Annotated in this window: 23 protein-coding genes; all 23 read right to left on the bottom strand. The window is 68.7% G+C overall.

The window, feature by feature from the left end; all coding sequences use genetic code 11:
• Positions 1-104 precede the first annotated feature (104 nt).
• Positions 105-902 carry an indole-3-glycerol phosphate synthase TrpC gene (gene trpC / locus HK401_RS04525; protein WP_181273485.1) on the bottom strand — a complete coding sequence of 266 codons (798 nt, stop codon included), beginning with the start codon at positions 900-902 and terminating at the stop codon, positions 105-107.
• Positions 899-1,168: an HGxxPAAW family protein gene (locus HK401_RS04520; RefSeq protein ID WP_181273484.1), complete on the bottom strand. Its 270-nt coding sequence runs from the start codon at positions 1,166-1,168 to the stop codon at positions 899-901. The genes trpC and HK401_RS04520 overlap by 4 nt, the downstream gene beginning before the upstream one ends.
• Positions 1,169-1,265: 97 nt before the next feature.
• Positions 1,266-1,823, bottom strand: a complete 558-nt coding sequence (locus tag HK401_RS04515; RefSeq protein WP_181273483.1) for a Trp biosynthesis-associated membrane protein — start codon at positions 1,821-1,823, stop codon at positions 1,266-1,268.
• 5 nt (positions 1,824-1,828) lie between these two features.
• A complete protein-coding gene (gene trpE, locus HK401_RS04510; RefSeq protein ID WP_181273482.1) occupies positions 1,829-3,382 on the bottom strand; it encodes an anthranilate synthase component I in 1,554 nt (517 codons plus the stop codon).
• Positions 3,372-3,728, bottom strand: coding sequence for a phosphoribosyl-AMP cyclohydrolase (hisI, locus tag HK401_RS04505; RefSeq protein ID WP_181273481.1), 357 nt, complete (start codon positions 3,726-3,728; stop codon positions 3,372-3,374). Before hisI ends, trpE begins: the two co-directional genes overlap by 11 nt.
• Positions 3,725-4,489 carry an imidazole glycerol phosphate synthase subunit HisF gene (gene hisF / locus HK401_RS04500; RefSeq protein WP_181273480.1) on the bottom strand — a complete coding sequence of 255 codons (765 nt, stop codon included), beginning with the start codon at positions 4,487-4,489 and terminating at the stop codon, positions 3,725-3,727. Before hisF ends, hisI begins: the two co-directional genes overlap by 4 nt.
• 9 nt (positions 4,490-4,498) lie before the next feature.
• Entirely contained in the window at positions 4,499-6,001 is a 1,503-nt protein-coding gene (locus tag HK401_RS04495) for a carboxyl transferase domain-containing protein (RefSeq protein ID WP_181273479.1), read from the bottom strand.
• Between the two features lie 10 nt (positions 6,002-6,011).
• Positions 6,012-7,208: a CaiB/BaiF CoA transferase family protein gene (locus tag HK401_RS04490; protein WP_181273478.1), complete on the bottom strand. Its 1,197-nt coding sequence runs from the start codon at positions 7,206-7,208 to the stop codon at positions 6,012-6,014.
• 2 nt (positions 7,209-7,210) lie between these two features.
• Entirely contained in the window at positions 7,211-7,645 is a 435-nt protein-coding gene (locus HK401_RS04485) for a PH domain-containing protein (RefSeq protein WP_258234004.1), read from the bottom strand.
• Between the two features lie 7 nt (positions 7,646-7,652).
• Positions 7,653-8,492, bottom strand: a complete 840-nt coding sequence (gene hisG / locus HK401_RS04480) for an ATP phosphoribosyltransferase (RefSeq protein ID WP_181273476.1) — start codon at positions 8,490-8,492, stop codon at positions 7,653-7,655.
• A gap of 53 nt (positions 8,493-8,545) precedes the next feature.
• Complete coding sequence (locus HK401_RS04475) at positions 8,546-8,809, bottom strand: phosphoribosyl-ATP diphosphatase (protein WP_181273475.1); 264 nt, start codon at positions 8,807-8,809, stop codon at positions 8,546-8,548.
• 76 nt (positions 8,810-8,885) lie between these two features.
• A complete protein-coding gene (locus HK401_RS04470) occupies positions 8,886-9,551 on the bottom strand; it encodes a nicotinamide mononucleotide transporter family protein (protein ID WP_181273474.1) in 666 nt (221 codons plus the stop codon).
• A 48-nt stretch (positions 9,552-9,599) separates the two neighbouring features.
• On the bottom strand, positions 9,600-10,262 hold the full coding sequence (gene rpe / locus HK401_RS04465; RefSeq protein WP_181273473.1) for a ribulose-phosphate 3-epimerase: 663 nt from the start codon (positions 10,260-10,262) through the stop codon (positions 9,600-9,602).
• A gap of 4 nt (positions 10,263-10,266) precedes the next feature.
• The gene (locus HK401_RS04460; protein ID WP_181273472.1) at positions 10,267-11,682 is read right to left on the bottom strand and encodes an RsmB/NOP family class I SAM-dependent RNA methyltransferase; all 1,416 of its coding nucleotides are present in this window, start codon (positions 11,680-11,682) and stop codon (positions 10,267-10,269) included.
• 5 nt (positions 11,683-11,687) lie between these two features.
• The gene (locus tag HK401_RS04455; RefSeq protein ID WP_181273471.1) at positions 11,688-12,620 is read right to left on the bottom strand and encodes a methionyl-tRNA formyltransferase; all 933 of its coding nucleotides are present in this window, start codon (positions 12,618-12,620) and stop codon (positions 11,688-11,690) included.
• Positions 12,621-12,649: 29 nt separating this feature from the next.
• Entirely contained in the window at positions 12,650-14,731 is a 2,082-nt protein-coding gene (locus HK401_RS20985; protein WP_181273470.1) for a primosomal protein N' family DNA-binding protein, read from the bottom strand.
• Between the two features lie 15 nt (positions 14,732-14,746).
• Positions 14,747-15,952 (bottom strand): methionine adenosyltransferase, encoded by a 1,206-nt coding sequence (gene metK / locus HK401_RS04445; RefSeq protein WP_181273469.1) that lies wholly within the window; start codon positions 15,950-15,952, stop codon positions 14,747-14,749.
• The gene (coaBC, locus tag HK401_RS04440; RefSeq protein WP_181273468.1) at positions 15,949-17,184 is read right to left on the bottom strand and encodes a bifunctional phosphopantothenoylcysteine decarboxylase/phosphopantothenate--cysteine ligase CoaBC; all 1,236 of its coding nucleotides are present in this window, start codon (positions 17,182-17,184) and stop codon (positions 15,949-15,951) included. Before coaBC ends, metK begins: the two co-directional genes overlap by 4 nt.
• The gene (gene rpoZ, locus HK401_RS04435; RefSeq protein ID WP_246490325.1) at positions 17,181-17,516 is read right to left on the bottom strand and encodes a DNA-directed RNA polymerase subunit omega; all 336 of its coding nucleotides are present in this window, start codon (positions 17,514-17,516) and stop codon (positions 17,181-17,183) included. Before rpoZ ends, coaBC begins: the two co-directional genes overlap by 4 nt.
• Before the next feature lie 12 nt (positions 17,517-17,528).
• A complete protein-coding gene (gene gmk / locus HK401_RS04430) occupies positions 17,529-18,092 on the bottom strand; it encodes a guanylate kinase (protein ID WP_181273466.1) in 564 nt (187 codons plus the stop codon).
• Positions 18,093-18,111: 19 nt separating this feature from the next.
• Entirely contained in the window at positions 18,112-18,423 is a 312-nt protein-coding gene (gene mihF, locus HK401_RS04425) for an integration host factor, actinobacterial type (RefSeq protein ID WP_181273465.1), read from the bottom strand.
• A 132-nt stretch (positions 18,424-18,555) separates the two neighbouring features.
• Positions 18,556-19,413 (bottom strand): orotidine-5'-phosphate decarboxylase, encoded by an 858-nt coding sequence (gene pyrF / locus HK401_RS04420; protein ID WP_181273464.1) that lies wholly within the window; start codon positions 19,411-19,413, stop codon positions 18,556-18,558.
• A complete protein-coding gene (carB, locus tag HK401_RS04415) occupies positions 19,413-22,688 on the bottom strand; it encodes a carbamoyl-phosphate synthase large subunit (RefSeq protein ID WP_181273463.1) in 3,276 nt (1,091 codons plus the stop codon). The genes pyrF and carB overlap by 1 nt, the downstream gene beginning before the upstream one ends.
• Positions 22,689-22,690 lie beyond the last annotated feature (2 nt).

The following is a 22,690-nucleotide window of genomic DNA, read 5'->3' as shown; positions in this document are numbered from 1 at the left end:
TGGCCGTGCGCGGGTGAGGCTGCGCCTCGTGCCCGGACGTCGGCCGGATGGGTGCCGGTCTTCGCTCATGGTCGGTCACGGGGACCGACGGGAGCGGTCGGGGTTCAGGATGCGGACACTCGGCGGTGTTCCCGACCGACCGCGGTGAACTCCTCGACGGCGGCCTGCGGATGGCCGCCGGTGACGAGGGCTTCGCCGACGAGCACGAGGTCGGCTCCTGAATCGGCGTACTTGGCGACCTCGGCGGATCCGGCGACACCGGACTCGGCGACCAGCGTGCACCCGGTCGGTGCCAGTTCGGCCAGCGGAGCGAAGCGGTCGGTGTCGACGCTGAGGTCCTTGAGATTGCGGGTGTTGACTCCGATGAGTTCGGCGCCGAGGTCGGCGGCGATCTCGAGTTCGTCGCGGTTGTGGGTCTCGACGAGCGCGGTCATGCCCAGTTCCGTCGCCAGGGCGTGGAACTCGCTCAGCTGTGCGGGGTCGAGCGCCGCCACGATGAGCAGCACGATGTCGGCGCCGTGGGCGCGGGCTTCGTGGAACTGGTATTCGTCGACCATGAAGTCCTTGCGCAGGACCGCGATGTCGACGGCGGCGCGAACCGCGTCGAGGTCGTCGAGGCTGCCGGAGAAGCGTCGGGACTCGGTGAGCACGCTGATCGCGTGAGCTCCGCCGGCGGCGTAGAGGCCGGCCAAGGTGCCCGGATCGGGGATGTGCGCGAGGTCCCCGCGGGAGGGGGACTTGCGCTTCACCTCGGCGATGACGCCGAAGTCGGAGTGGAGGTCGACGACACGGGCCGGTGCTGCGGCCTGTGCGGCCGCGACGATCTCCGGCAGCGGGACGGCGCTGCGACGTCCCTGCAGGTCCTCACGCACTCCGGCGACGATGTCGTTGAGAACCGTCATTTCCGCTTCGGCTTGTTGCCCAGTCCGACGGCGCGCAGGATCATGCCGACGATGACGCCGAGGGCGACGATCCCGATGGAGATGTAGGTGATCATCGGGTTGTGGATGGTGAAGCCCACACAGCCGACGCAGACGCCCACGAGCATGATGATGACGCCGGTCCATCCGGCGACGGAGTTGCCGTGGCCGGGATCGGCGATCGCTGCGTAGTCGATCGTGGATTTGTCGAGATCAGAGGCCCCGTTGCGGGCGAGGGACTGCGACATGGTGCTCCTTAGTGTGACTGCGTGGCACGCTGGTGGGATTCTTTCCTCCATTGTGTCACGCTTCGGATGCGGACCGGGCACCGACCCGGTCACAAGGTCATTTCGAATCGGGCTCGTCGTCGGCCTCGGGGCCGTCGTCGTCGACCTTCGCGTCGGGTTCGCCCGGGATATCTTCCCCACGGGAGAGAGCGTCCCAGGCTGCGGCGGAGTCGAATTCGCCGTCGGCGGCCTCGGCGGTGCGGGCGTAGCGGTTCGAGTTCGTCCATGTCGCCGAGGCGGTCGCCACCCAGATGATGCCGATGACGCCGATCCCGGACGCCACAGCGGCGATGATCGGCCATGAGGTGGCGCCCGGTGCGCCGGCGGCGGTGAGTGCGGTGATGCCGTAGCCCACGGCCGCGACGGCGGCGAGTCCGAGCACGACGAAGCGTCCGATCTTCCCGAGCATCGCGGCGAGCAGGCCGGTCACGGCGATGATCGCCACACACGCTGTGGCCACCGGCGAGGCCTGGGAGTTCGTCTCGTCGGTGACCTCGGCCACACCGCTCGGGCCGAGTGTGTCACCGACGGCACCCGCCTGCCAGGCCGAGATCGTCAGCGCCCACAGGGCGGCGGCGATGATGAGGACGATGAGGACGCCGCGCGATTTGGTCATCTGGGTCACTCCTGACTTCCCGCGGCGACCGCTGCGGCGTTCGCGGCGGCCGCCGCCCGCAGCACGGCTGCGGCTTTGTTCTCCGATTCCCGGTATTCGGTCTCGGGTACCGAGTCCGCGACGAGTCCGCCTCCGGCGTAGACGCTCATGGTGCCGTCGCGGAGGACACCGGTGCGGATGGCGATCGCCAGGTCGAGGTCGCCGGTGAAGGACATGTAGCCGACGACTCCCCCGTAGATGCCGCGACCGATGGGTTCGAGTTCGTCGATGATCTGCAGGGCGCGGGGTTTGGGCGCTCCGGACAGGGTGCCCGCGGGGAACGTCGCCCGCAGGACGTCGATGGCCGTGGTCCCCGGGGTGAGCTCCCCGCGCACCGTTGAGGAGATGTGCATGATGTGGCTGTAGCGGACGATGTCCATGAACTCGCTGACGTCGATGGTGCCCGCGGCGCAGACTTTCGCGAGGTCGTTGCGGGCGAGGTCGACGAGCATGAGGTGCTCGGCTCGTTCCTTCTCATCGGCCAGCAGCTCGCGGGCCAGGGAGTCGTCGGCCTCCGGCGTGGCCCCGCGGGGCCGGGAGCCGGCGATCGGATGCGTGACGACGTCGCCGGAGCGGACGGTGACGAGCGCTTCGGGTGAGGAGCCGATGATGCTCGCCGGCTCCCCTTCGTCGTCGTGGAGGTTGAGCAGGTACATGAACGGACTGGGGTTCGAGTGCCGCAGCATCCGATAGACGCTCAGCGGCTCGGCTGTGCACGGGGTGTCGAAGCGCTGGCCGAGCACGACCTGGAAGGCCTCCCCGTCGACGATCTCCTGCTTCACCTGGTTCACGCCGTCGAGGTAGACCTGGCGCGGCGTCCGGGTGGTCACCTCGGGGTCGGTGGGGCGGACGTCGATGATGTCGGCCGGACTGGGTCTGCGCAGGCGGTCGAGCATCGCGGTGATGCGTTCGACTCCCGAGGCGTGGGCTTCGTCGATGCCGGTGTCGGCGCCGTTGACATTGAAGACGTTGGCCACGAGGGTGACCATGCTCGTGTAATGGTCGTAGACGGCGATGTCGCCGGGGATCATCAGCTGCACGGTGGGCAGGTGGTGTTCGTTCGGGCGGGGTGGACCGAGACGTTCGAAGCGGCGGATGATGTCCCAGCCGAAGTAGCCGACGAAGCTCGAGACCATCGGCGGCAGACTCGACTCGTCGGAGCCGACGGCGAGCAGCTCGAGCGTTGCTGTGACGGCGTCGAGGATGTCGCCCTCGGTCGGGATCCCCACCGGCGGGGTGCCGGTCCATCGGAACCCGTCGGCGGTCGAGAGCAGGGTCGCGACCGGGGCGGACCCGATGAAGGAGTACCGGGCCCAGGAGCCGGCGACGGCGGATTCGAAGAGGAAGCTGCCGGGACCGCCGTCGGTGAGTTTGCGGTAGAGACTCAGCGGGGTCTCGGAGTCCGCGAGCACCTGGGTGTGGACGGGCACGAGCCGGTGTCCGGCGCCGAGGGAGCGGAATTCGTCGAGGCTGGGTCGGATCGGCAGCTCGCTGTCGGTCGCCGAGTAGTCAGTCGGCACTGATGGTCCTTCCGGTGAAGCAGGTCGGTGTGTTCGTGTGGCAGGCGGGTCCGGTCTGGTCGACGCTCAGCAGCAGGGCGTCGGCGTCGCAGTCGAGGCTGAGTGAGCGCACATGCTGGACATGCCCCGAGGTCTCGCCCTTGACCCAGTACTCCTGTCGGGAGCGCGACCAGTAGGTCGCCCGCCGCGTGTCCAGGGTGCGCTGGACGGCTTCGATGTCCATCCAGGCGAGCATGAGCACGTCGCGGCTCGTGGCCTCCTGGACGATGACGGGCACGAGCCCGTCCGCATTGGGCCGGATGAGTTCCCGCCAGTTCTCGGGGGTCGCGTCGACGTCGCGGCTCATCGGACGTCGATCCCTTCGGCGGCCAGGGCCGCTTTGACCTCGGCGATGCTCAGCGTCCCGAAGTGGAAGACGCTCGCGGCCAGGAGCGCATCGGCGCCGGCGGCGACGGCGGGGGCGAAGTGTTCGACCCGGCCGGCTCCGCCGGAGGCGATGAGCGGGACGTCGACGGCGGCGCGGGCTGCGGAGATGAGTTCGAGGTCGAATCCTTCCCGGGTGCCGTCGGCGTCGATGGAGTTGAGCAGGATCTCACCGACTCCGCGGTCGGCGGCCTCACGGATCCAGTCGATCGCACAGCGGCCGGTGCCTTCGCGTCCGCCGCGGGTGGTGACCTCGAATCCCGACTGTGTGCTCGCCCCTTGAGTGCGCCGGGCGTCGAGTGAGAGGACGAGGACCTGGTTGCCGAAGTGGTGGGAGATCTCGCTGATGAGTTCGGGCCTCGCCACCGCCGAGGTGTTGACGGACACCTTGTCGGCACCGTCGCGCAGCAGCCGGTCGACGTCGGAGGCGCTGCGCACTCCCCCGCCGACGGTCAGCGGGATGAACACCTGTTCTGCGCAGGAGCGGACGACGTCATGGACGGTTTCGCGGTCTCCGCTGCTCGCGGTGACATCGAGGAAGGTGAGTTCGTCGGCCCCGGATTCGCCGTAGCGGTGCGCGAGTTCGACGGGATCTCCGGCGTCCTTGAGGTCGGCGAACTTCACGCCCTTGACGACACGACCGCCGTCGACGTCGAGACAGGGGATGACTCTGACAGCTACCACTCAGTCCTCCTAGATTCCCAGACCCCGATAGCGATCCATCCTGCGGGCCAGTCGCCTCGCCGAGGGTTCGCGCATGAGCGAGATGAGTTCGTATTCGAGTGTGGCACCGACCCTGGCGACGAAGTCCAGCGGCTCGTCACTGGCATCGGGGGCTTCGGCGATGATCCGGTCGACGACTCCGGTGGCCTGGAGCATGGGGGCATGCACACCCTGGCTCTGAGCCATCTCCGGTGCCCTGTCCACGGTGCGGTGCACGATCGCCGAGGCGCCCTCGGGCGGCAGCGGTGAGAGCCAGCCGTGTTCGGCGCTGAGCACTCGGTCGGTCGGGATCAGCGCCAGCGCGCCTCCGCCGGATCCCTCACCGAGGATGAGGGACACCGACGGGGCGTCGAGGTTGGCGAGATCGGCGAGGCTGCGGGCGATCTCACCGGCGATGCCGCCTTCCTCGGCTTCCTTCGACAGCGCGGCCCCGGGGGTGTCGATGACGGTCACCAGCGGAAGGTGCAGCTCGGCGGCCAGACGCATGCCGCGGCGTGCCTCGCGCAGCGCGGCCGGTCCCAGCGGGGCGCGGGAGTCCTGCCTGAACCGGTCCTGACCGAGCACGATGCACGGTGCCGAACCGAACTTCGCCAGGGCCAGGAGCAGTCCGGGGTCCTTCTCCCCCTCGCCGGTGCCGTTGAGCGGGAGCACGGTGTTCGCCGCAGTGCGCAGCAGGTCGCGCACTCCGGGTCGTTCGGGTCGGCGGGAGATCGTGATCGCCGCCCACGCGTCGGAGTCCGGGTCGACCTCGGCGGGCGCGGTGTCCGGGTTCGGAACCGGTGCGGGAACCTCCTTGGCACCCATGAGCACGTCGAGGACGCGCGCGACGGTTGCGGTGATCCGCTCGGGGCCGATAACGGCGTCGATGATGCCCATCTTGTGGAGGTTCTCACCGGTCTGGACGTTCTCCGGGAACTTCTCCCCGTAGATGGCTTCGAAGACACGGGGTCCGAGGAAGCCGATGAGGGAACCGGGTTCGGCCACGGTGACGTGTCCCAGCGACCCCCAGGACGCGAAGACTCCGCCGGTCGTGGGGTGCCGGAGGTAAACGAGGTAGGGCAGACCGGCACGGCGGTGGGCGACGACGGCGTTGGTGATCTTGACCATCGATAGGAAGGCGATCGTACCCTCCTGCATCCGCGTGCCGCCGGAGGCCGGGCCGGCCAGCAGCGGCAGCCCCTCGAGGGTGGCGCGTTCGATGGCGTCGACGAGACGTTCCGCGGCGGCGACGCCGATCGAGCCGGCGAGGAACCGGAACTCTCCGGCGACCACGGCGACCCGACGCCCGGCGATGGTCCCCTCACCGGTGATGATGGCCTCATCGACCCCGGACTTCTCCCGAGCGGCGGCGAGTTCGGCCGCGTAGCCCTCCGAGATCCCTCCCGCGGGTTCGATGGGGGTGGTGTCCCAGGAGACGAAGGAGCCCTCGTCGAGGACGATGTCGACGAGTTCGTGTGCGTTCAGGCGTGCCATGGGGACCCTCTCAGTTTCCGCCGGCGAGCCACGCGGCGATGGATTCGGCATCCTCGTCGAGCAGCGGCGGAGCGTCATGGGCGGTGCGCGTGGTCTCGACCTCGCCGTCGGCGCCCGCGTCGAAGAACCGCAGCGGCGGGCCGGGCAAGTCGATGTCGCCGAGGACCGGGTGGTCGACGGAGACCTTGAGTCCTTGGCTCAGCGCCTGCTCCCATTCGTAGACCTCCGGCAGGGTGCGCACGGTGCCCGAGGGGATGCCCGCTGCGGTGAGCTTCTCCAGCAGGTCGGCGGAGTCGAAGGACCCGAAGCGATCCTCGATGAGTTCGATGAGCGCAGGACGGTTGGCCACGCGGGCGGCATTGTCGGCGAAGCCGTCTTTCGCGGGGTCGATGTCGAAGGCCGCGCAGAACTTCTGCCACAGGTTCTCATTGCCCACGGAGATCTGCACGGCGCCGTCGCGGCAGGCGAAGAGTCCGTAGGGAGACAGCGACGGATGGTGGTTGCCGCCGGGCTGCGGTTCCTGACCGGCCACGGTGGCCCGGGTGCCCTGGAAGGCGTGGACGCCGACCATGCCGGCGATGAGCGAGGTGCGCACGACCTTGCCCCTGCCGGTGCGTTCGCGTTCGAGCAGGGCCGCGAGGACTCCGTACGAGCCGTAGATGCCGGCGAGCAGGTCGGCGATCGGCACTCCCACACGCTGCATGTCCTCGGGTCCGGACCCGGTCAGGGACATCAGCCCGGCCTCGCCCTGGGCGATCTGGTCATAACCGGCGCGGGCGGCCTCGGGGCCGTCGTGCCCGAACCCGGTGATCGAGAGGATGACGAGACGGGGGTTGATCTCCATGCACCGGGTGGTGGAGAAGCCGAGGCGGTCGAGGACACCGGAGCGGAAGTTCTCGATGAGCACGTCGGCGCGGGCGATGAGCGCGGTCAGCGTGTCCGTGCCGGTCTCGGACTTGAGGTCAAGGGCGATGGATTCCTTGTTGCGGTTGCAGGAGAAGAAGTAGGTGGCCTGCGGATCGTCCTCGGGGCCGACGAAGGGCGGTCCCCAGGAGCGGGAGTCATCACCCCTGCCCGGGTTCTCGACCTTGATCACTCGGGCACCGAGGTCGCCGAACATCATTCCCGCGTGGGGTCCGGCGAGGGCACGGGAGAGATCGACGACGGTGTATCCGGTCAGCGGCCCCGTCGGTGTCTCGTTCGCCATTCCTAGTCCTCCTTGAAGTGGGTGCGTCTGCTGACGAGCATACGCAATCGTGCGACCTCCGCGTGGGCGCGGGGGCCGTCGGCATGCTGGATCGCCATCACCGGGTACGTGGTGCCGTCGGCGAGGTCGAGCAGCGGCCAGGGATCGTCGCCCTCGGATGAGAACGTCACCCCGAGGATCTGCCCCCATTCGAAGCGGCGCGTGCGCACCATGTTCCGCACCATCAGCCCGGTCTCGCTCGGTCGAGCGTGGATGTCGGCGATGCGCAGCAGGGCCGCTCCGAAGCCGATGCCCAGCAGGTTCATCCATACCATGTCGAGCACGGTCCAGGGTTCCCAGTCCACGGCGAAGAGCGCCACGGACAGGATCGCGAAGCCTGCGAACACGACGACGGCGCCGACGAGGCTGATCACGCGCACCTGTCGGGGCCGGAACATCCGCAGATCAGATTCGGCAGGCGCCAATGTTCGTCACCAGGATCGCACGGGCTCCGACTCCGTAGAGGCGGTCCATGACATTGTTGACCTCCTTGGCCTCGACCATCACCCGCACGGCGACCCAGCCGGTCTCCTGCAGGGGTGAGACGGTCGGCGACTCGAGTCCCGGGGTCAGGGAGATCGCCTCGGGCACGAGCCGCTCTTCGATGTTGTAGTCGACGAGCACGTACTGTCGGGCGACCATGACGGATTCGAGGCGGCGACGGAGCACACTGATACGCTCCTCGGCACCCTCGCGTTGGATGAGCACGCCCTCGGATTCGAGCAGCGGCTCTCCGAAGGTCTCGAGCCCGGCGGCGCGCAGCGTCGAGCCGGTCTCGACGACATCGGCGATGGCGTCGGCGACGCCGAGCTGGATCGAGACCTCGATGGCCCCGTCGAGCTGGACGGTCTTCGCGTCGATGCCGCGCCGTTCGATGTCGGCGGCGACGAGATTCGGAAAGCTCGTGGCGATGCGGGCCCCGCCGAGTTCGTCGGGAGAGCTGAACGCACCGGCGGTGCCGGCGTAGAAGAAGCGGGAGGCGCCGAATCCGAGGCCGAGCACTTCCTGGGCCTCGACCTTCGACTCGAGCAGCAGGTCCCGGCCGGTGATGCCGGCATCGAGGATGCCCGATCCGACGTAGATGGCGATGTCGCGGGGGCGCAGGTAGAAGAATTCGACCCCGCCCAACTCATCCTGATGGACGAGCGTCTTGGTTCCGCGTCGGGTGGAGTATCCGGCCTCGCTGAGCATGTCGGAGGCGGCTTCGGAGAGTGCGCCCTTGTTGGGCACGGCTACACGCAGCATGGGGTCCCTTGTGAGTTGTGGGGCTGAAGGTTCGGGCGGATGTCGCGGAGGTCTCAGAGATGGACGTTGACGTCGTCGAGGCTGAGCCCCTTGGCGATCATCATCACCTGCACGTGGTAGAGCAGCTGGGAGATCTCGGACGCGAGTTCCTCGCGGGATTCGTATTCGGCGGCCATCCACACCTCGGCGGCTTCCTCGACGACCTTCTTGCCGATCGCATGGACTCCGGCATCGAGTTCGGCCACGGTCTTCGAGCCGGTCGGTCGATCGTGGGATTTCTGCAGGAGTTCGGCGTAGAGAGTCTCAAAGGTCTTCACCCGACCAGCCTAATGCATCTGTCCGAACCGAGGCTTAAGGGGTCTCATGTTCCGAACGGTCACCGGCAGTGCGGGCTCAGTCGTCGGGGTCGCGGCCGATCTCGGTGGCCGAGCGGTGCGGGGCCGAGATCGTCTGCTTCGATCGCTTCGACCAGTCGAGGAGCCCGAGGACGACCATGACGAGGAAGATGAGGTAGACGGCTCCGGAGAAGACGAGGCCGCCGGCCACGGCCAGGGGGATCCCGACGAGATCGACGGCCAGCCAGACGAACCAGAACTCGACGATGGCCCGGCCCTGGGCGTACATGGCCACGAGGGAGCCGATGAAGATGTAGGCGTCCGGGTACGGGTTCCATGACCAGCCGCCGAGGGCGAGGATCCATCCGAAGACGCCGGTGCCGATGAGCAGGGCGGCGAGCAGCAGACCCCGCTCCTTCCAGCTGGCCCACCGCACGATGACCTCACCGGAGGTCTCGCGCGACTTCTTCCACTGGGTCCAGCCCCAGACTGCGGCGACGATGATGACGACCTGCCGCGAGGCGTTGCCGCCGAGTCCGGCGGACACGCTGGCGGAGAAGAGGAGGATCGACCCGAGGATCTGCACCGGCCAGGACAGGATGTTCCGGCGCAGGGCGAGCACGACCGTGGCCAGGGCGCAGATGTTGCCGAACAGGTCGGAGTACGGCACGGGCTTGCCCAGCAGCTCGAAAGCGGGAGTGTTCAACCAGTCGAGCAGTTCCATCGGCGGCTCATTTCGGACAGCGGGTCGAAGGGTCTCGACCCGGGACGGTCAGTGGGTGTGGGCGGCGGCGAGTTCGCGCAGCTGCGAGATCGCGGAGGCGGCGTCCTCGGCGCCGTAGACAGCGGAGCCGGCCACGAGGACGTCGGCGCCGGCGTCGACGACTCGGTCGATCGTCGCGGCGGAGACTCCGCCGTCGACCTGGAGGCGGATCTCGAGGCCGGACGCGGAGATGGCTTCCCTGGTCCGAGCGATCTTCGGCAGGCACACGTCGAGGAACTTCTGTCCGCCGAAGCCGGGTTCGACGGTCATGATGAGGATCTGGTCGAATTCGCCGAGGAGGTCGACGAAGGGTTCGATCGGGGTCGCGGGCTTGAGTGCGAGGCTGGCCTTGGCACCGAGCTTCCGCAGTTCCCGGGCCAGGCGCACGGGTGCGGCGGCCGCCTCGGCGTGGAAGGTCACCGAGGCGCAGCCGATCTCCGCGTACACGGGGGCGTTGCGGTCGGCGTCGGCGATCATGAGGTGGGCGTCGAGCGGGATCGGGGAGATCGCCTGGATGCGTTCGACCACGGGCGGGCCGAAGGTGAGGTTCGGCACGAAGTGGTTGTCCATCACGTCGATGTGGGCCATATCGGCGGTGCTGATCTTCTCGAGCTCTCCGCGCAGGTCGGAGAAGTCCGAGGACAGGATGGAGGGGTTGATGTCGATCGCCATGGGGTCATTTCGCCTTTCGCAGGAGAGCCAGGAACATTCCGTCGGTGTTGTGCAGGTGGGGCCAGAGCTGGGCGAAGCGTCCCTCGCCGCGGGTCACCGAGGCGAAGTCGGCCGCCGAGGTGCCGGTGATGGTCTCGAGCACGCCTGGGGCGTCGAGGACCTCGACGTCTCCATCGCCGGCCTTCGTCCGGGTGCGCAGCACCTCGTCGACGATGAGCACGGTCTCGGCATAGTGCGGTGAGCAGGTCGAGTAGGCCACCACTCCCCCGGGTGCGCAGGCGTCGAGGGCCGCGGTGAGCAGTTCTCGCTGCAGACCGGTCAGAGCGGTGATGTCGTTCGGCTGCCGGCGGTAGCGGGCCTCGGGGCGACGGCGCAGCGCACCGAGTCCGGAGCAGGGCACGTCGACGAGGACCTTGGCGTAGGGGCCCTGGGCCGACCGGCCGTCGCGGACCTCGGCGGTGACGTTGTGCAGCGCCTGGGTGGAGTCGCGCACGAGGTCGACACGGTGTTCGCTCGAGTCGAAGGCGGCGAGCTGCGTCGACGACTGCGCGGCCGCGGCACCGAGGACGGCGGCCTTGCCCCCGGGGCCGGCGCACAGGTCGGCCCAGGTGCCCGCGGGGGCGTCGACCTCGGCCAGCGCCAGGGCGACGAGTGCCGAGCCTTCGTCCTGGACGCGGGCTCGCCCGTCGGCGACGGCCGGGACGTCCCGTGGGACTGCCGTGTCCAGGGTGACGCCGATGGGTGAGAGCGGGGTCGCCTCTCCGGGCAGTTCGGCGCGATCGATGAGGCCGGGCAGGGCGCTGACGCCGACCTTGGCCGCGGCGTTGTCGGCGATGAGGAGGTCGTCGAGTTCGCCGGCGTCGCGTCCGTGTCCCTTCAGCGCCTGGGTCAGGGCGCGCACGATCCAGTCGGGGTGGGAGTGTTCGATGGCCAGGCGCTGGGTCTCAGAGGTGCCGTCGGTGACCCGGTCGAGCAATTCTCCGGGTGTCGCCTCGGAGATGCGTCGGAGCACCGCGTTGACGAATCCGGCGGTCTTCGGCGCCGAGCGTTTGACCACGGAGACCGTCTCGGAGAGCGCCGCATGGTCGGGCACGCGCATGGACAGCAGCTGGTGGGCGCCGAGGCGCATCGCGGCCAGCGGTTCGGCGTCGATCTTCTCCACCGGCCGGGCCGCCGCGGCTGCGATGACGGCGTCGTAGAACTTCTGGCGGCGCAGCGCGCCGTAGGTGAGTTCGGTGGTGAAGGCGGCGTCCTGGGCGTTCAGTCGGGTGCGGGCGAGCTTCGCCGGCAGCAGGAGGTTGGCGTAGGCGTCCTTCGTCGCCACGTCGAGGAGGACCTCCCAGGCGATGCGGCGAGGCAGGTTCTTTCCCTTGTCTGTTCGGCCTCCACGGCCTGCGCCGGTGCCTGCTGTCTCAGCCATGCGTGTCATGCTCCCTGGTCGGTGATCTGGTCGAAGCGGATCTCGCCGTGTCCGCGCAGATAGTCCGCTGCGGACATCCGGGGTTTGCCGAAGGGCTGGATCCAGGCGACGTGCACCCAGCCGTCCCCGCAGCGCAGCACGGCCGCGGTCTGCGCGGTCCGCAGTGTGCCGGGGTCCGCGTCCGCGGTGATCTCGGGGGCCGGGGTGAGGCAGAAGAGCTTCGTTCGTCTGCCGTCGAGTTCCGCCCACGGGCCGGGGCTCGGGCTGGTGCCGCGGGCGCGGTCGATGACGCGGGCGGCGGGTTCTGTGAAGTCGAGGCGGGCGTCGGCGACGGTGATCTTCTCCGCGTGGCTCGCCTCGCCGGTCTGCGGGGTCTCCGTCGCGGTTCCTGCGGCGAGTTCGTCGAGGGCGGTGACGAGTTCGGGGGCGCCGCGGTGCGCGTAGTCGTCGAGGGCGGCGGCGACGTCCGGGTGGTCGAGGTCGAGTTCGCGGCGGCGCAGCACGGGACCGGTGTCCATGCCTTCGTCGATCCTGAACACGCTCACTCCGCTGCGGTCGACGCCGTCGATGAGGGCGCGCTGGACGGGGGCCGCGCCGCGGTAGTGCGGCAGCAGTGAGAAGTGGAGGTTGAACCAGCCGAGTCGGGCGGTGGCCAGGGCGGCGGGTCCGGCGATGGCGCCGAAGGCGACGACGGCCACGGCGTCGACCTCGAGTCCGCGCAGCGTGGTGATGACGTCTCCGCGCAGCCGGTCGGCTTCGATGACGTCGAGTCCGAGTTCGCGGGCGCGGGTCTTCACCGGTGAGGACGTGAGGATGCGCTTGCGACCCACCGGCGCATCGGGGCGGGTGAGGACCGCACGGATGCGGTGCTCGGATTCGGCCAGGGCCTCAAGGGCCGGCACTGCGACATCCGGGGTTCCGGCGAAGACGATATCCACCCGACGGATTCTACTGGTTCCCTCACCGCTCACAGTGACCGGGGATCGTCGATGCGGATGCGGACCTGCGGCTGCTTCTTCGCCGACCGTGCGGCAGTGATCTCCGCGGCCCTCGTGCCGACGCGGTCCCCGGCCGAGATCGGGTAGGCCCCGACGCATCGCTGACCGTCCTCGGTCGCATCGCGCAGCAGCTCCTCGACCTCGACGAGTTCGCTGAGGACCGCATCGATGTCGGTTCCGGAGCCGGTGAGTTCGATGATGCGTCGGTAGGGTGGGAAGCCGAGAGTCCTGCGGTCGGCGAGCTGGCGGGACATGAACGTGACGGGGTCGAAGGCGGTCAGCGTCCGGCGGATGAGTTCGTCCTCGTCGCCGAGGTAGACGACCCCGCCCTGCTCGCGTGAGCGGACGAGGGCTGCCGCGCGGAGCCGGCGGCCGACGCCGTCGTCGAGCGAGCGCATCCAGGGGCCCGGCCACAGTGAGTCGAGGAGGATCGCGGCGGCGTAGCCGCCGAGCACATAGGGTTCGGCCCCGGTGGTGGCGACGACGAGGCGCGGCGTCTCATCGAGGACGGTGGAGATGTCGTCGCCGCCGGATTCGACGATCTCGGTCTCCGGCAGAGCGCGGCGCAGCTCTTCGACGGTGCGGGCGCGTCCGCGCACGATCGAGCGCACCTGGTGGGAGCGGCACCTCGAGCAGGTGAAGTCCTCAGCGTGGTAGCCGCAGGAGCGGCAGGCGAAGGGCCCGACCTCGGACTGCGTGGTCAGCGTCGCCTGGCAGCGCGGGCAGCGGGCGACCTCTTGGCAGCGCGCGCAGGCGAAGACCGGATAGTACCCGGAGCGGGGAACCTGGACGAGGACGGGCCCCGGCACACCGCCGTCACGGGGTCGCGGGTGCAGCGCGGTGCGCATGATCTGCCACGCCCGGCTGGGGATCCGCTGCCAGGCGAAGGGGTCGCGGTCTTCGTCGGGGACGAAGACGACGGGGGCCGCGTGGCGGCGGATGGGGCCTCCAGGGGTGAGGTCGCTCAGCCAGCCGATCTCGACGAGTCGCTGCACCTCGGCGCTGCGGTCGGTGGAGACGAAGAGCAGCTCGGTGTCCTCGATCGTCGACCGCAGCAGGCTGACCTCGCGTGCGTGCGGGTAGGGCGCGTGCTGGTCGAGGTAGTTCCTGTTGGCATCGTCGGTGCAGATGATGAGGTCCAGATCCTTCACGGGGGCGAAGGCCGCGGCGCGGGTGCCGATCGTGATCCGGGTGTGGCCGAAGAGTCCGCGCAGCCAGGACTGCCAGCGCTGCTCCGGTGACTGATCGGCGCTGAGGACGGCCACATCGGCGATGCCGGCGGCGGTGAGGCCGGCGTGGAGCACGCTCAGTTCCCGGTGGTCGGGCACGAGCCAGAGCACGCCGCGTCCGGCTTCCAGGTGGGGCCGAGCCGCGCTCAGACCGACCCGGATCCAGCTCAGCCCGGGCGTGGTTCCGGGGGTGACGGCCAGGGCCCTGCGCCGAGGCGGCGCTGCCGTGCCGTGGTCGACGTCGGTGTCCGCGTCGACGATCCACCGCCCGAAGCGTTCGAGCAGGGGCCCGTCCCCGGTTTCGGTGGCGTCCCCGTCGACGGCCTCCCCGTCGGCGTCCGTGCCCCCAGTGGCGGCGGCGTCCCCTGCCGCGTCCGTGTCCAACGCGGCGATGCGTGCCTTCTCGGCCTTGAGCACGGCCTTCTCGCCGCGGGCGTGGCGGGGAGGAACGGCGAGGCGGAGGACGTCGGCCAGGGTCCCACCGTAGCGGCGGGCGGTGGCCTCGCACAGTGCAAGCAGGTCGGGGCCGAGCACCTGCACGGGTCCGCTCACCCGTTGGATCGTCGCGAGCGGTCCGAGATGGTCGGAGGACTCGACGCGTTCGAGGAGGTACCCGTCACGGAGTCGGCCGGCGAACTTCACCCGCACCCGCACCCCGGGCAGGGCCGCCTCGGCGAGCTTCTCCGGCACGGCGTAGTCGAACACGCGTGCGAGGTGCGGCACCGGATGGTCGATGAGCACGCGGGCGACGGGGTCGTTCGCCGCGACCGGAACCTGGCCCTCGGCGGAGGTGCCGGTGTCGATCGGGAGGGGTTCGTCCACGCAGCCGACCCGGGCTCAGTGAGAGGACACGGCGCGCACGAGGTCGTCGGTGCGGTCCGTGGTCTCCCAGGTGAAGTCCGGCAGCTCCCGCCCGAAGTGACCGTAGGTCGCCGTCTGCAGGTAGATGGGTCGCAGCAGGTCGAGTTCCTGGATGATCATGGCCGGACGGAGGTCGAAGACCTCGCGGATGGCCGCGGAGATCGCGTTGGGGTCGACCCTCTCGGTGCCGAATGTCTCGACGTAGAGACCCATCGGGTCGACGCGGCCGATGGCGTAGGAGACCTGCACCTCGGCGCGGTCGGCGAGTCCGGCGGCGACGATATTCTTCGCCACCCAGCGCATCGCATACGCGGCCGAACGGTCGACCTTCGAGGGGTCCTTGCCGGAGAACGCGCCGCCGCCGTGGCGGGAGAAGCCGCCGTAGGTGTCGACGATGATCTTGCGCCCAGTCAGGCCGGCGTCGCCCATCGGTCCGCCCGTGACGAACGGACCGGCGGGGTTGATGTGGACGTTCGCCCCCGTCGTGTCGAGACCGGATTCCGAGATCACCGGGTCGATGACGAGTTCCCTGATCTCGGTGTGCAGCTGGGACTGGCTGACATCGGCCGAATGCTGGGTGGAGACGACGACGTTCTCGATCGATACGGCCTCATTGCCGTCGTAGCCCAGGGTCAGCTGCGTCTTCCCGTCGGGTCGCAGGTAGTCCAGCCGGCCGGATTTGCGGACTGCGGAGAGCTGCTCGGCCATCCGCGACGCCAGGTGGATGGGCAGCGGCATGAGCACATCGGTGGAGTTGTCCGCGTAGCCGAACATCAGGCCCTGATCGCCGGCGCCGAGGCTCGTGCCGTGATCGTCGGATTCGACGGCCTCGCGGAAGTCCAGCGGGTTCGTCACTCCGGAGTGGATGTCGGTGGACTGGCTGCCGATGGACACGGAGACTCCGCAGGAGTGGCCGTCGAAGCCGGTGTCCGAGGAGTCGTAGCCGATGCCGGTGATGAGGCTGCGCACGATGCCGGCGACATCGGCATAGGCGGCGGTGTTGACCTCACCGGCGACGTGGACGAGTCCGGTGGTGACCATCGTCTCCACGGCGACCTTCGCGTTGGGGTCCTGGGAGAGCAGGTCATCGAGCACCGCATCGCTGATCTGGTCGCAGATCTTGTCGGGATGTCCCTCGGTGACGGACTCGGATGAGAAGTAGCGGAGATTTGTTTGAGTCACGTCGTCGATTCTACGTGGGCGAACTGGTCGGTCAGTGCGGCGATGACCTTTTGTGAAACATGGTCCTTCGTACCGTGGAATTCCTCCCCGACTTTCGTCTGGCCGTCGACGGAGGCGATGATCTGGACGGCGGTGTCGTCGTGGCCGAAGGCGCGATCGTCCGAGACGTCGTTGAACACCAGCAGATCGACGCCCTTGCGGTCGAACTTCGCCGTGGCATAGTCGAGCGCCGAGGTGGCCCGGTCCCCGGTCTCGGCGGCGAATCCGACGATGAGCTGGGTGCCGACACGCTCGTCGACGAGTCCGCGGAGGATGTCTGGGTTCTGCGTCAGCCGCAGGGTCAGTCCCTCGTCCCCGGTCTTCTTCATCTTCGAGTCGGTGGCCTCGACCGGACGGTAGTCGGCCACGGCCGCGGCCATGATGAGGGCGTCGGCATTCGGCTGTGCCGTACGCATCGCCGCCTGCAGCTCGAGCGTGGATTCGACCGGGGTGATCGCGATGTTCTCCGGCAGCCCGGTGAGCAGACCGGAGTCGATGTTGGCCGCGACGAGTTCGACGTCCGCTCCGGCGGCGTGGGCGGCCTTGGCCAGGGCGATGCCCTGTTTGCCCGAGGAGCGGTTGCCGAGGAAGCGCACGGGGTCGAGGGCCTCGCGGGTGCCTCCGGCGCTGATGACGATGCGCCGGCCGGAGAGGCCGCCGGGCGTGCTCCCGTCCTTGGCGGACAGCGCGAAGTCGATGATGTCCTCGGGTTCGGGCAGGCGCCCGGGTCCGGAGTCGGGTCCGGTCAGGCGCCCGACGGCCGGGTCGAGGACGTGGACGCCGCGGGAGCGCAGCGTGGCGATATTGGACTGTGTGGCGGGGTTGAGCCACATCTCCGTATGCATGGCCGGGGCCACGACCACCTCGGCGGTGGTGGTGAGCACGGTGGCGGTGAGCAGATCATCGGCGATCCCGGCGGTGATCTTCGCGAGGATGTTCGCGGTCGCCGGAGCGATGATGACGAGTTCGGCCTCCTGCCCGATGCGGACGTGGTTGACCGATTCGACCTCGTCGAAGACGTCGGTGGTCACGGACTGGCCCGAGAGGGCCTCGAACGTGGGGGCGCCGACGAAGTCGAGAGCGTGGGCCGTGGGCACGACTTTGACGCTGTGGTCGAGTTCCCGGAGTCGCCGGATGATGTGTGCGGCCTTGTAGGCGGCGATCCCACCGGCGACGCCGAGTACGATTCTCACTGGTCGCTGAAGTCGATCGCGCCGTCGTTGCTCACGGGTGCAGGCTGCTCGGCCTCGGGTGCGGCCTGGACGAAGTCGGCCTCGGAGACCTCACGGGCGACGATCTTCGACTCGTTGACCTCGCGGAGAGCGATCGACAGCGGCTTCTCGTTGGTGCCGGGCGTCACGAGCGGACCGACGTTCTCGAGCAGGCCCTCCTGCAGCTGGGCGTAGTAGGAGTTGATCTGGCGGGCACGCTTGGCCGCGATCGAGACGAGTTCGTACTTCGATCCGGTGACGCTGAGCAGGTCGTCGATCGGAGGATTGGTGATGCCTTCGGGCTGTGCGGGCAAGGAGATTCCCATCTAATCGGAGGTGGATATACCTATCAATGATAGGAGTTCTTCGGCCGCAGTGCGAACGTGGTCGTTGACGATCGTGACGTCGAACTCGGATTCGGCGGCGAGTTCGCGTCGCGCCGTCGCCAGTCGTCGCTCCTGCTCCTCCTCGGTTTCGGTGCCGCGCCCGGTGAGTCGGGACACGAGTTCGTCCCAGCTGGGCGGTGCGAGGAAGACGAAGCGCGCGTCGGGCATCTTCTCTTTGACCTGACGGGCGCCCTGCAGATCGATCTCGAGCAGGCTCGGGATCCCCTCGGCGAGACTCTCCCGCACCGGCGCGGCAGGAGTGCCGTAGCGGTGGCGACCGTGGACGACGGCGAATTCGAGCAGTTCGCCGTCGGCGATGAGCGCATCGAACGCATCATCGGTGAGGAAGTGATAATGGACACCATCGACCTCACCGGGTCGCCTGGGCCGCGTCGTCGCGGACACGGAGAACCAGACCTCGGGGTGATTCTGCCGAATATAGCTGCTGATGGTGCCTTTTCCGACGGCGGTCGGACCCGCGAGGACGGTGAGTCGATTGTTCACAGATCCGAGGTTGTCACACTCAGGAATATTTCTCCAACAGGGCGGACTTCTGGTGCACGCCCAAGCCCTTGATCCGCCGCGAGGTGGCGATGCCGACCTCGTCCATCGCGGCTTCGGCTCGACGGTCTCCGACACCGGGCAGGGCGCGCAGCAGATCGAGGACGCGCATCTTTGCGAGTGCCTCATCGCCTGCGGCCTTCTTGAGCACGGCAGCGAGATCGGTTTGACCGTTCTTCAGCGCCGTCTTGACTTCGGCTCGCGCCTGGCGCGCCTGGAACGCCTTGTCCAGAGCAGCGGAACGCTGTTGCGGGGTCAACGGTTCGAGTGCCACATTATCTCCTCTGTCACCATGAACGGGCAGGTAGGGAAGTCGTCTCAGTCTAAGTCAAAATCCCTGCGGAGGTGCGGAATGAGTCGAATAAAACTCCCGGTGCCCCGGAAATTCATCCTGATCGACGCGGACTCAGCTCTCGCCGATCAGCGCACGGTTGAGCTCGTCCGCGGCCGCAGCGAGCCCTTCGGGGCCGGCTCCGAGAACGGCACGGGACGCGGTGGCGAGCACCTGGCCGGAGGCCAGGGCCGCGGGACCGAAGACGTCTCGCAGCTCGCGGATCCCCGCCCCCTGGGCCCCGACGCCGGGGGCCAGGATCGGTCCGCCGCAGTCGACGGGGTCGACCCCGAGGTCGCGGGCGGCCGAGCCGATGGTCGCGCCGACGACGAGGCCGAAGGGACCGAGTCCCGCTGACACCTCCCCCGCCTCGGCGAGGGCGGCGGCATTGCGGTCGGCGACCTGGGCGACGATGTGCCCGGCCACGGAGTCGCCGCTGCCCCCGGCGTGCTGGACCTCCCGCCCCTCCGGGTTCGAGGTCAGCGCGAGGACGAACACTCCACGACCGTGGGCGGCGGCGAGTGCGAACGCGGGTTCGAGCGCACCGAAGCCGAGGAAGGGTGAGACGGTGATCGCATCCGCGGCCAGCGCCGAGGCGGGATCGAGATAGGCCTTCGCATAGGCTCCCATCGTCGATCCGATGTCTCCGCGTTTGATGTCGAGGACGGTCAGGATCCCCGCCTCGGCGGCCGCGGCCAGCGTCTCCTCGAGCGCGGCGACCCCGGCCGAACCGTACTGCTCGAAGAACGCCGACTGGGGTTTGACCGCGGCGACGCGTCCCTTCAGCCCGCTGACCGTGCGGAGGGCGAACTCCCGCACCCCGGCCGCCGTGGCCGGCAGACCCCAGGACTCGAGCAGATGCTCGTGCGGGTCGATGCCCACGCACAGCGGGCCGTGTTCGGCGATCGCCCGGGCCAGTCGCTCACCGAACATCAGGCGCTCCAGTCCTGGAGGCTGCGGACGTCGAACTTCTCATCCCGGACCACCTCGAGCGAGGTCACGGCGGCTGCGAACTCCGCGAGGGTGGTGATGAGCGGCACGGAGTTCGCGGTGGCGGCGGCACGGATCTCGTAGCCGTCGGCACGTTCCTGGCGGCCCGAGGGCACGTTGATGACCATGTCGATGGTGCCCGCGGCGAGGTAGTCGAGCACCGTGCGGTCCTCGTCGGCGGCCTCAAAGTGCTTGTGCACCTGGGTGGTCGGAATCCCGTAGCGCGAGAGCACGGCCGCGGTGCCGGTGGTGGCGACGACGTCGAAGCCCATGTCGACGAGCCGTTTGACCGGCAGCACCATGGCCCGCTTGTCTCGATCGGCCACGGACACGAACACGGTGCCCGAGGTCGGAAGCTGCACTCCGGCGCCGAGGAGGCCCTTGGCGAATGCGGTCGGGAAGTCGCGGTCGATGCCCATGACCTCACCGGTCGAGCGCATCTCCGGTCCGAGCACCGAGTCGACGACCTTGCCCTCGACGGTGCGGAACCGGCGGAAGGGCAGGACCGCCTCCTTGACGGAGATGGGGTGATCGAGGCCGAGGGTGGAACCGTCACCCTCGGCGGCGAGCAGGTCACCGCGCAGATCGGCGATCGAGCGTCCGACGGCGACGAGCGCGGCCGCCTTCGCCAGCTGAGTCGAGGTGGACTTCGAGACGAAGGGCACGGTGCGGGAGGCTCGCGGGTTGGCTTCGATGACGTGGAGGACGTCGGCTGCGATGGCGAACTGGATGTTGAGCAGACCACGTACGCTCACTCCCTCTGCGATGGCCGCGGTGGCCTGCCTGACACGTTCGAGCACGTCGTCGCCCAGGGTCAGCGAGGGCAGCACGCAGGCCGAGTCGCCGGAGTGGATTCCGGCCTCTTCGATGTGCTCCATGATGCCGCCGATGTAGACCTCCGACCCGTCGTAGAGGGCGTCGACGTCGATCTCGATGGCGTCTTCCAAGAACCTGTCGACGAGGACGGGACGGTCGACGGAGATCTCCGTGGCCGTGGCCATGTAGTCGAACAGCTGGGTGCGGTCGTAGACGATCTGCATGCCGCGACCGCCGAGGACGTAGGAGGGACGCACGAGCACGGGATAGCCGATGGTCTCGGCGATCTCCGCCGCCTCGGCAGCGGTCACGGCGGTGCCGTGCTTCGGTGCGGTGAGTCCGGCACGGTCGAGGACCGCTCCGAATTCGCCGCGGTCCTCGGCCAGGTCGATGGCCTCGGGCTGCGTGCCGAGCACCGGCACGCCGGCGGCCTTGAGCTTGTCCGCCAGTCCCAGCGGGGTCTGCCCGCCGAGGGTGCACACGACGCCGAGGACCTCACCGGCGGCGAGTTCGGCGTGGTAGACCTCCATGACGTCTTCGAAGGTCAGGGGTTCGAAGTAGAGGCGATCGGCGGTGTCGTAGTCGGTCGACACGGTCTCCGGATTGCAGTTGACCATGACCGTCTCGAAGTCCGCCGAGCCGATCGCCATGGTCGCGTGCACACACGAATAGTCGAATTCGATGCCCTGGCCGATCCGGTTCGGTCCGGAGCCGAGGATGATCACGGCCGGACGCGACCGCGGGGCGACCTCGGTCTCGTCGTCATAGCTCGAGTAGTGGTAGGGGGTGTGCGCCTCGAACTCTCCCGCGCAGGTGTCGACGGTCTTGAACACCGGACGCACGCGCAGGGCGCGGCGGATGCCGGTGACGACGTCCGTGTCCAGGCTGCGCAGCCGGGCGATCTGCTCATCGGAGAAGCCGTGGCGCTTGGCGATGCGCAGAACCTGCACATCGAGTTCCTCGGCGTCGCAAATGTGGGCGGCGACCTCGTTGATGAGCTGGATCTGGTCGAGGTACCAGGGGTCGATCTCGCAGGCGTCGAAGACCTCGGCGGGGCTCAGCCCTGCGGCCAGTCCCCGCTGCACGGAGTGGAGGCGATCCGCGGTGGCATGCGAGATCGCCTCGAGGAGGGATTCGCGCACCTCGTCATCGCTGACATCGGGCAGGTCGTCCCACCCGAACGAGGAGTCCTTCTGTTCGAGTGAGCGCATCGCCTTCTGCAGGGCGGTGGTGAAGTTGCGGCCCAGGGCCATGACCTCTCCGACGGATTTCATCGTCGTCGTCAGCGTCGGGTCGGCGGCGGGGAACTTCTCGAAGGTGAAGCGCGGAATCTTCACGACCACATAGTCCAGGGTCGGTTCGAAGCTGGCCGGGGTGACCTTCGTGATGTCGTTGGGGATCTCGTCGAGGGAGTATCCGACGGCGAGCTTCGCGGCCATTTTCGCGATCGGGAAGCCCGTGGCCTTCGAAGCCAGTGCCGAGGAGCGGGAGACGCGCGGATTCATCTCGATGGTGACGATGCGACCGGTCGCGGGGTCGACGGCGAACTGGATGTTGCAGCCGCCGGTGTCGACGCCCACAGCGCGGATGATGGCGATGCCGATGTCGCGCATCTCCTGGTATTCGCGGTCGGTCAGCGTCAGGGCAGGTGCCACGGTGATCGAGTCACCGGTGTGCACGCCCACGGGGTCGACGTTCTCGATCGAGCACACGACGACCACGTTGTCATTGTTGTCGCGCATGAGTTCGAGCTCGTACTCCTTCCATCCGAGGATGGACTCCTCGAGGAGGACCTCGTGGGTGATGGAGTCGGACAGGCCGGCGCCGGCGATGCGGCGCAGATCGGTCTCGTCGTAGGCCATGCCCGATCCGAGCCCGCCCATCGTGAACGAGGGGCGGACGACGACGGGGTAGCTGAGCTCTTCGGCGGCGGCGATCGCCTCGTCGAGGGTGTGGCAGATCGCGGAGCGGGCCACCTCGGCGCCGCATTCCTCGGCGATGTCCTTGAACTTCTGGCGGTCCTCACCGCGCTGGATGGCGTCGACGTCGGCGCCGATGAGTTCGACGCCGTACTTCTCGAGCACACCGGCGTCGTGGAGTGCGATGGCCGCATTGAGCGCGGTCTGCCCGCCGAGGGTCGGCAGCAGCGCGTCGGGGCGTTCCTTCTCGATGATCGTCTCGATCACCTGCGGGTCGATGGGTTCGACATAGGTGGCGTCGGCGATGTCGGGATCGGTCATGATCGTCGCCGGGTTCGAGTTGATGAGGATGACACGCAGGCCTTCGGACCGCAGCACGCGGCAGGCCTGAGTGCCCGAGTAGTCGAATTCGCAGGCCTGACCGATGACGATCGGGCCGGAGCCGATGACGAGGACGGATTTCAGGTCGTGTCTCAGTGGCATGG

The organism is Brevibacterium oceani (assembly GCF_013623835.1).
GTDB classification, from domain to species: Bacteria; Actinomycetota; Actinomycetes; order Actinomycetales; family Brevibacteriaceae; genus Brevibacterium; species Brevibacterium oceani.
This window is presented reverse-complemented; position numbering and strand designations above follow the sequence as displayed.

Coding starts and splice junctions, on each gene's coding strand:
- trpC (WP_181273485.1), bottom strand. CDS start 902: ATGACGGTTCTCAACGACATCGTCGCCGGAGTGCGTGAGGACCTGCAG.
- HK401_RS04520 (WP_181273484.1), bottom strand. CDS start 1,168: ATGTCGCAGTCCCTCGCCCGCAACGGGGCCTCTGATCTCGACAAATCC.
- HK401_RS04515 (WP_181273483.1), bottom strand. CDS start 1,823: ATGACCAAATCGCGCGGCGTCCTCATCGTCCTCATCATCGCCGCCGCC.
- hisI (WP_181273481.1), bottom strand. CDS start 3,728: ATGAGCCGCGACGTCGACGCGACCCCCGAGAACTGGCGGGAACTCATC.
- HK401_RS04495 (WP_181273479.1), bottom strand. CDS start 6,001: ATGGCACGCCTGAACGCACACGAACTCGTCGACATCGTCCTCGACGAG.
- HK401_RS04490 (WP_181273478.1), bottom strand. CDS start 7,208: ATGGCGAACGAGACACCGACGGGGCCGCTGACCGGATACACCGTCGTC.
- HK401_RS04485 (WP_258234004.1), bottom strand. CDS start 7,645: ATGTTCCGGCCCCGACAGGTGCGCGTGATCAGCCTCGTCGGCGCCGTC.
- hisG (WP_181273476.1), bottom strand. CDS start 8,492: ATGCTGCGTGTAGCCGTGCCCAACAAGGGCGCACTCTCCGAAGCCGCC.
- HK401_RS04470 (WP_181273474.1), bottom strand. CDS start 9,551: ATGGAACTGCTCGACTGGTTGAACACTCCCGCTTTCGAGCTGCTGGGC.
- rpe (WP_181273473.1), bottom strand. CDS start 10,262: ATGGCGATCGACATCAACCCCTCCATCCTGTCCTCGGACTTCTCCGAC.
- HK401_RS04460 (WP_181273472.1), bottom strand. CDS start 11,682: ATGGCTGAGACAGCAGGCACCGGCGCAGGCCGTGGAGGCCGAACAGAC.
- pyrF (WP_181273464.1), bottom strand. CDS start 19,413: ATGTTCGGTGAGCGACTGGCCCGGGCGATCGCCGAACACGGCCCGCTG.
- carB (WP_181273463.1), bottom strand. CDS start 22,688: ATGCCACTGAGACACGACCTGAAATCCGTCCTCGTCATCGGCTCCGGC.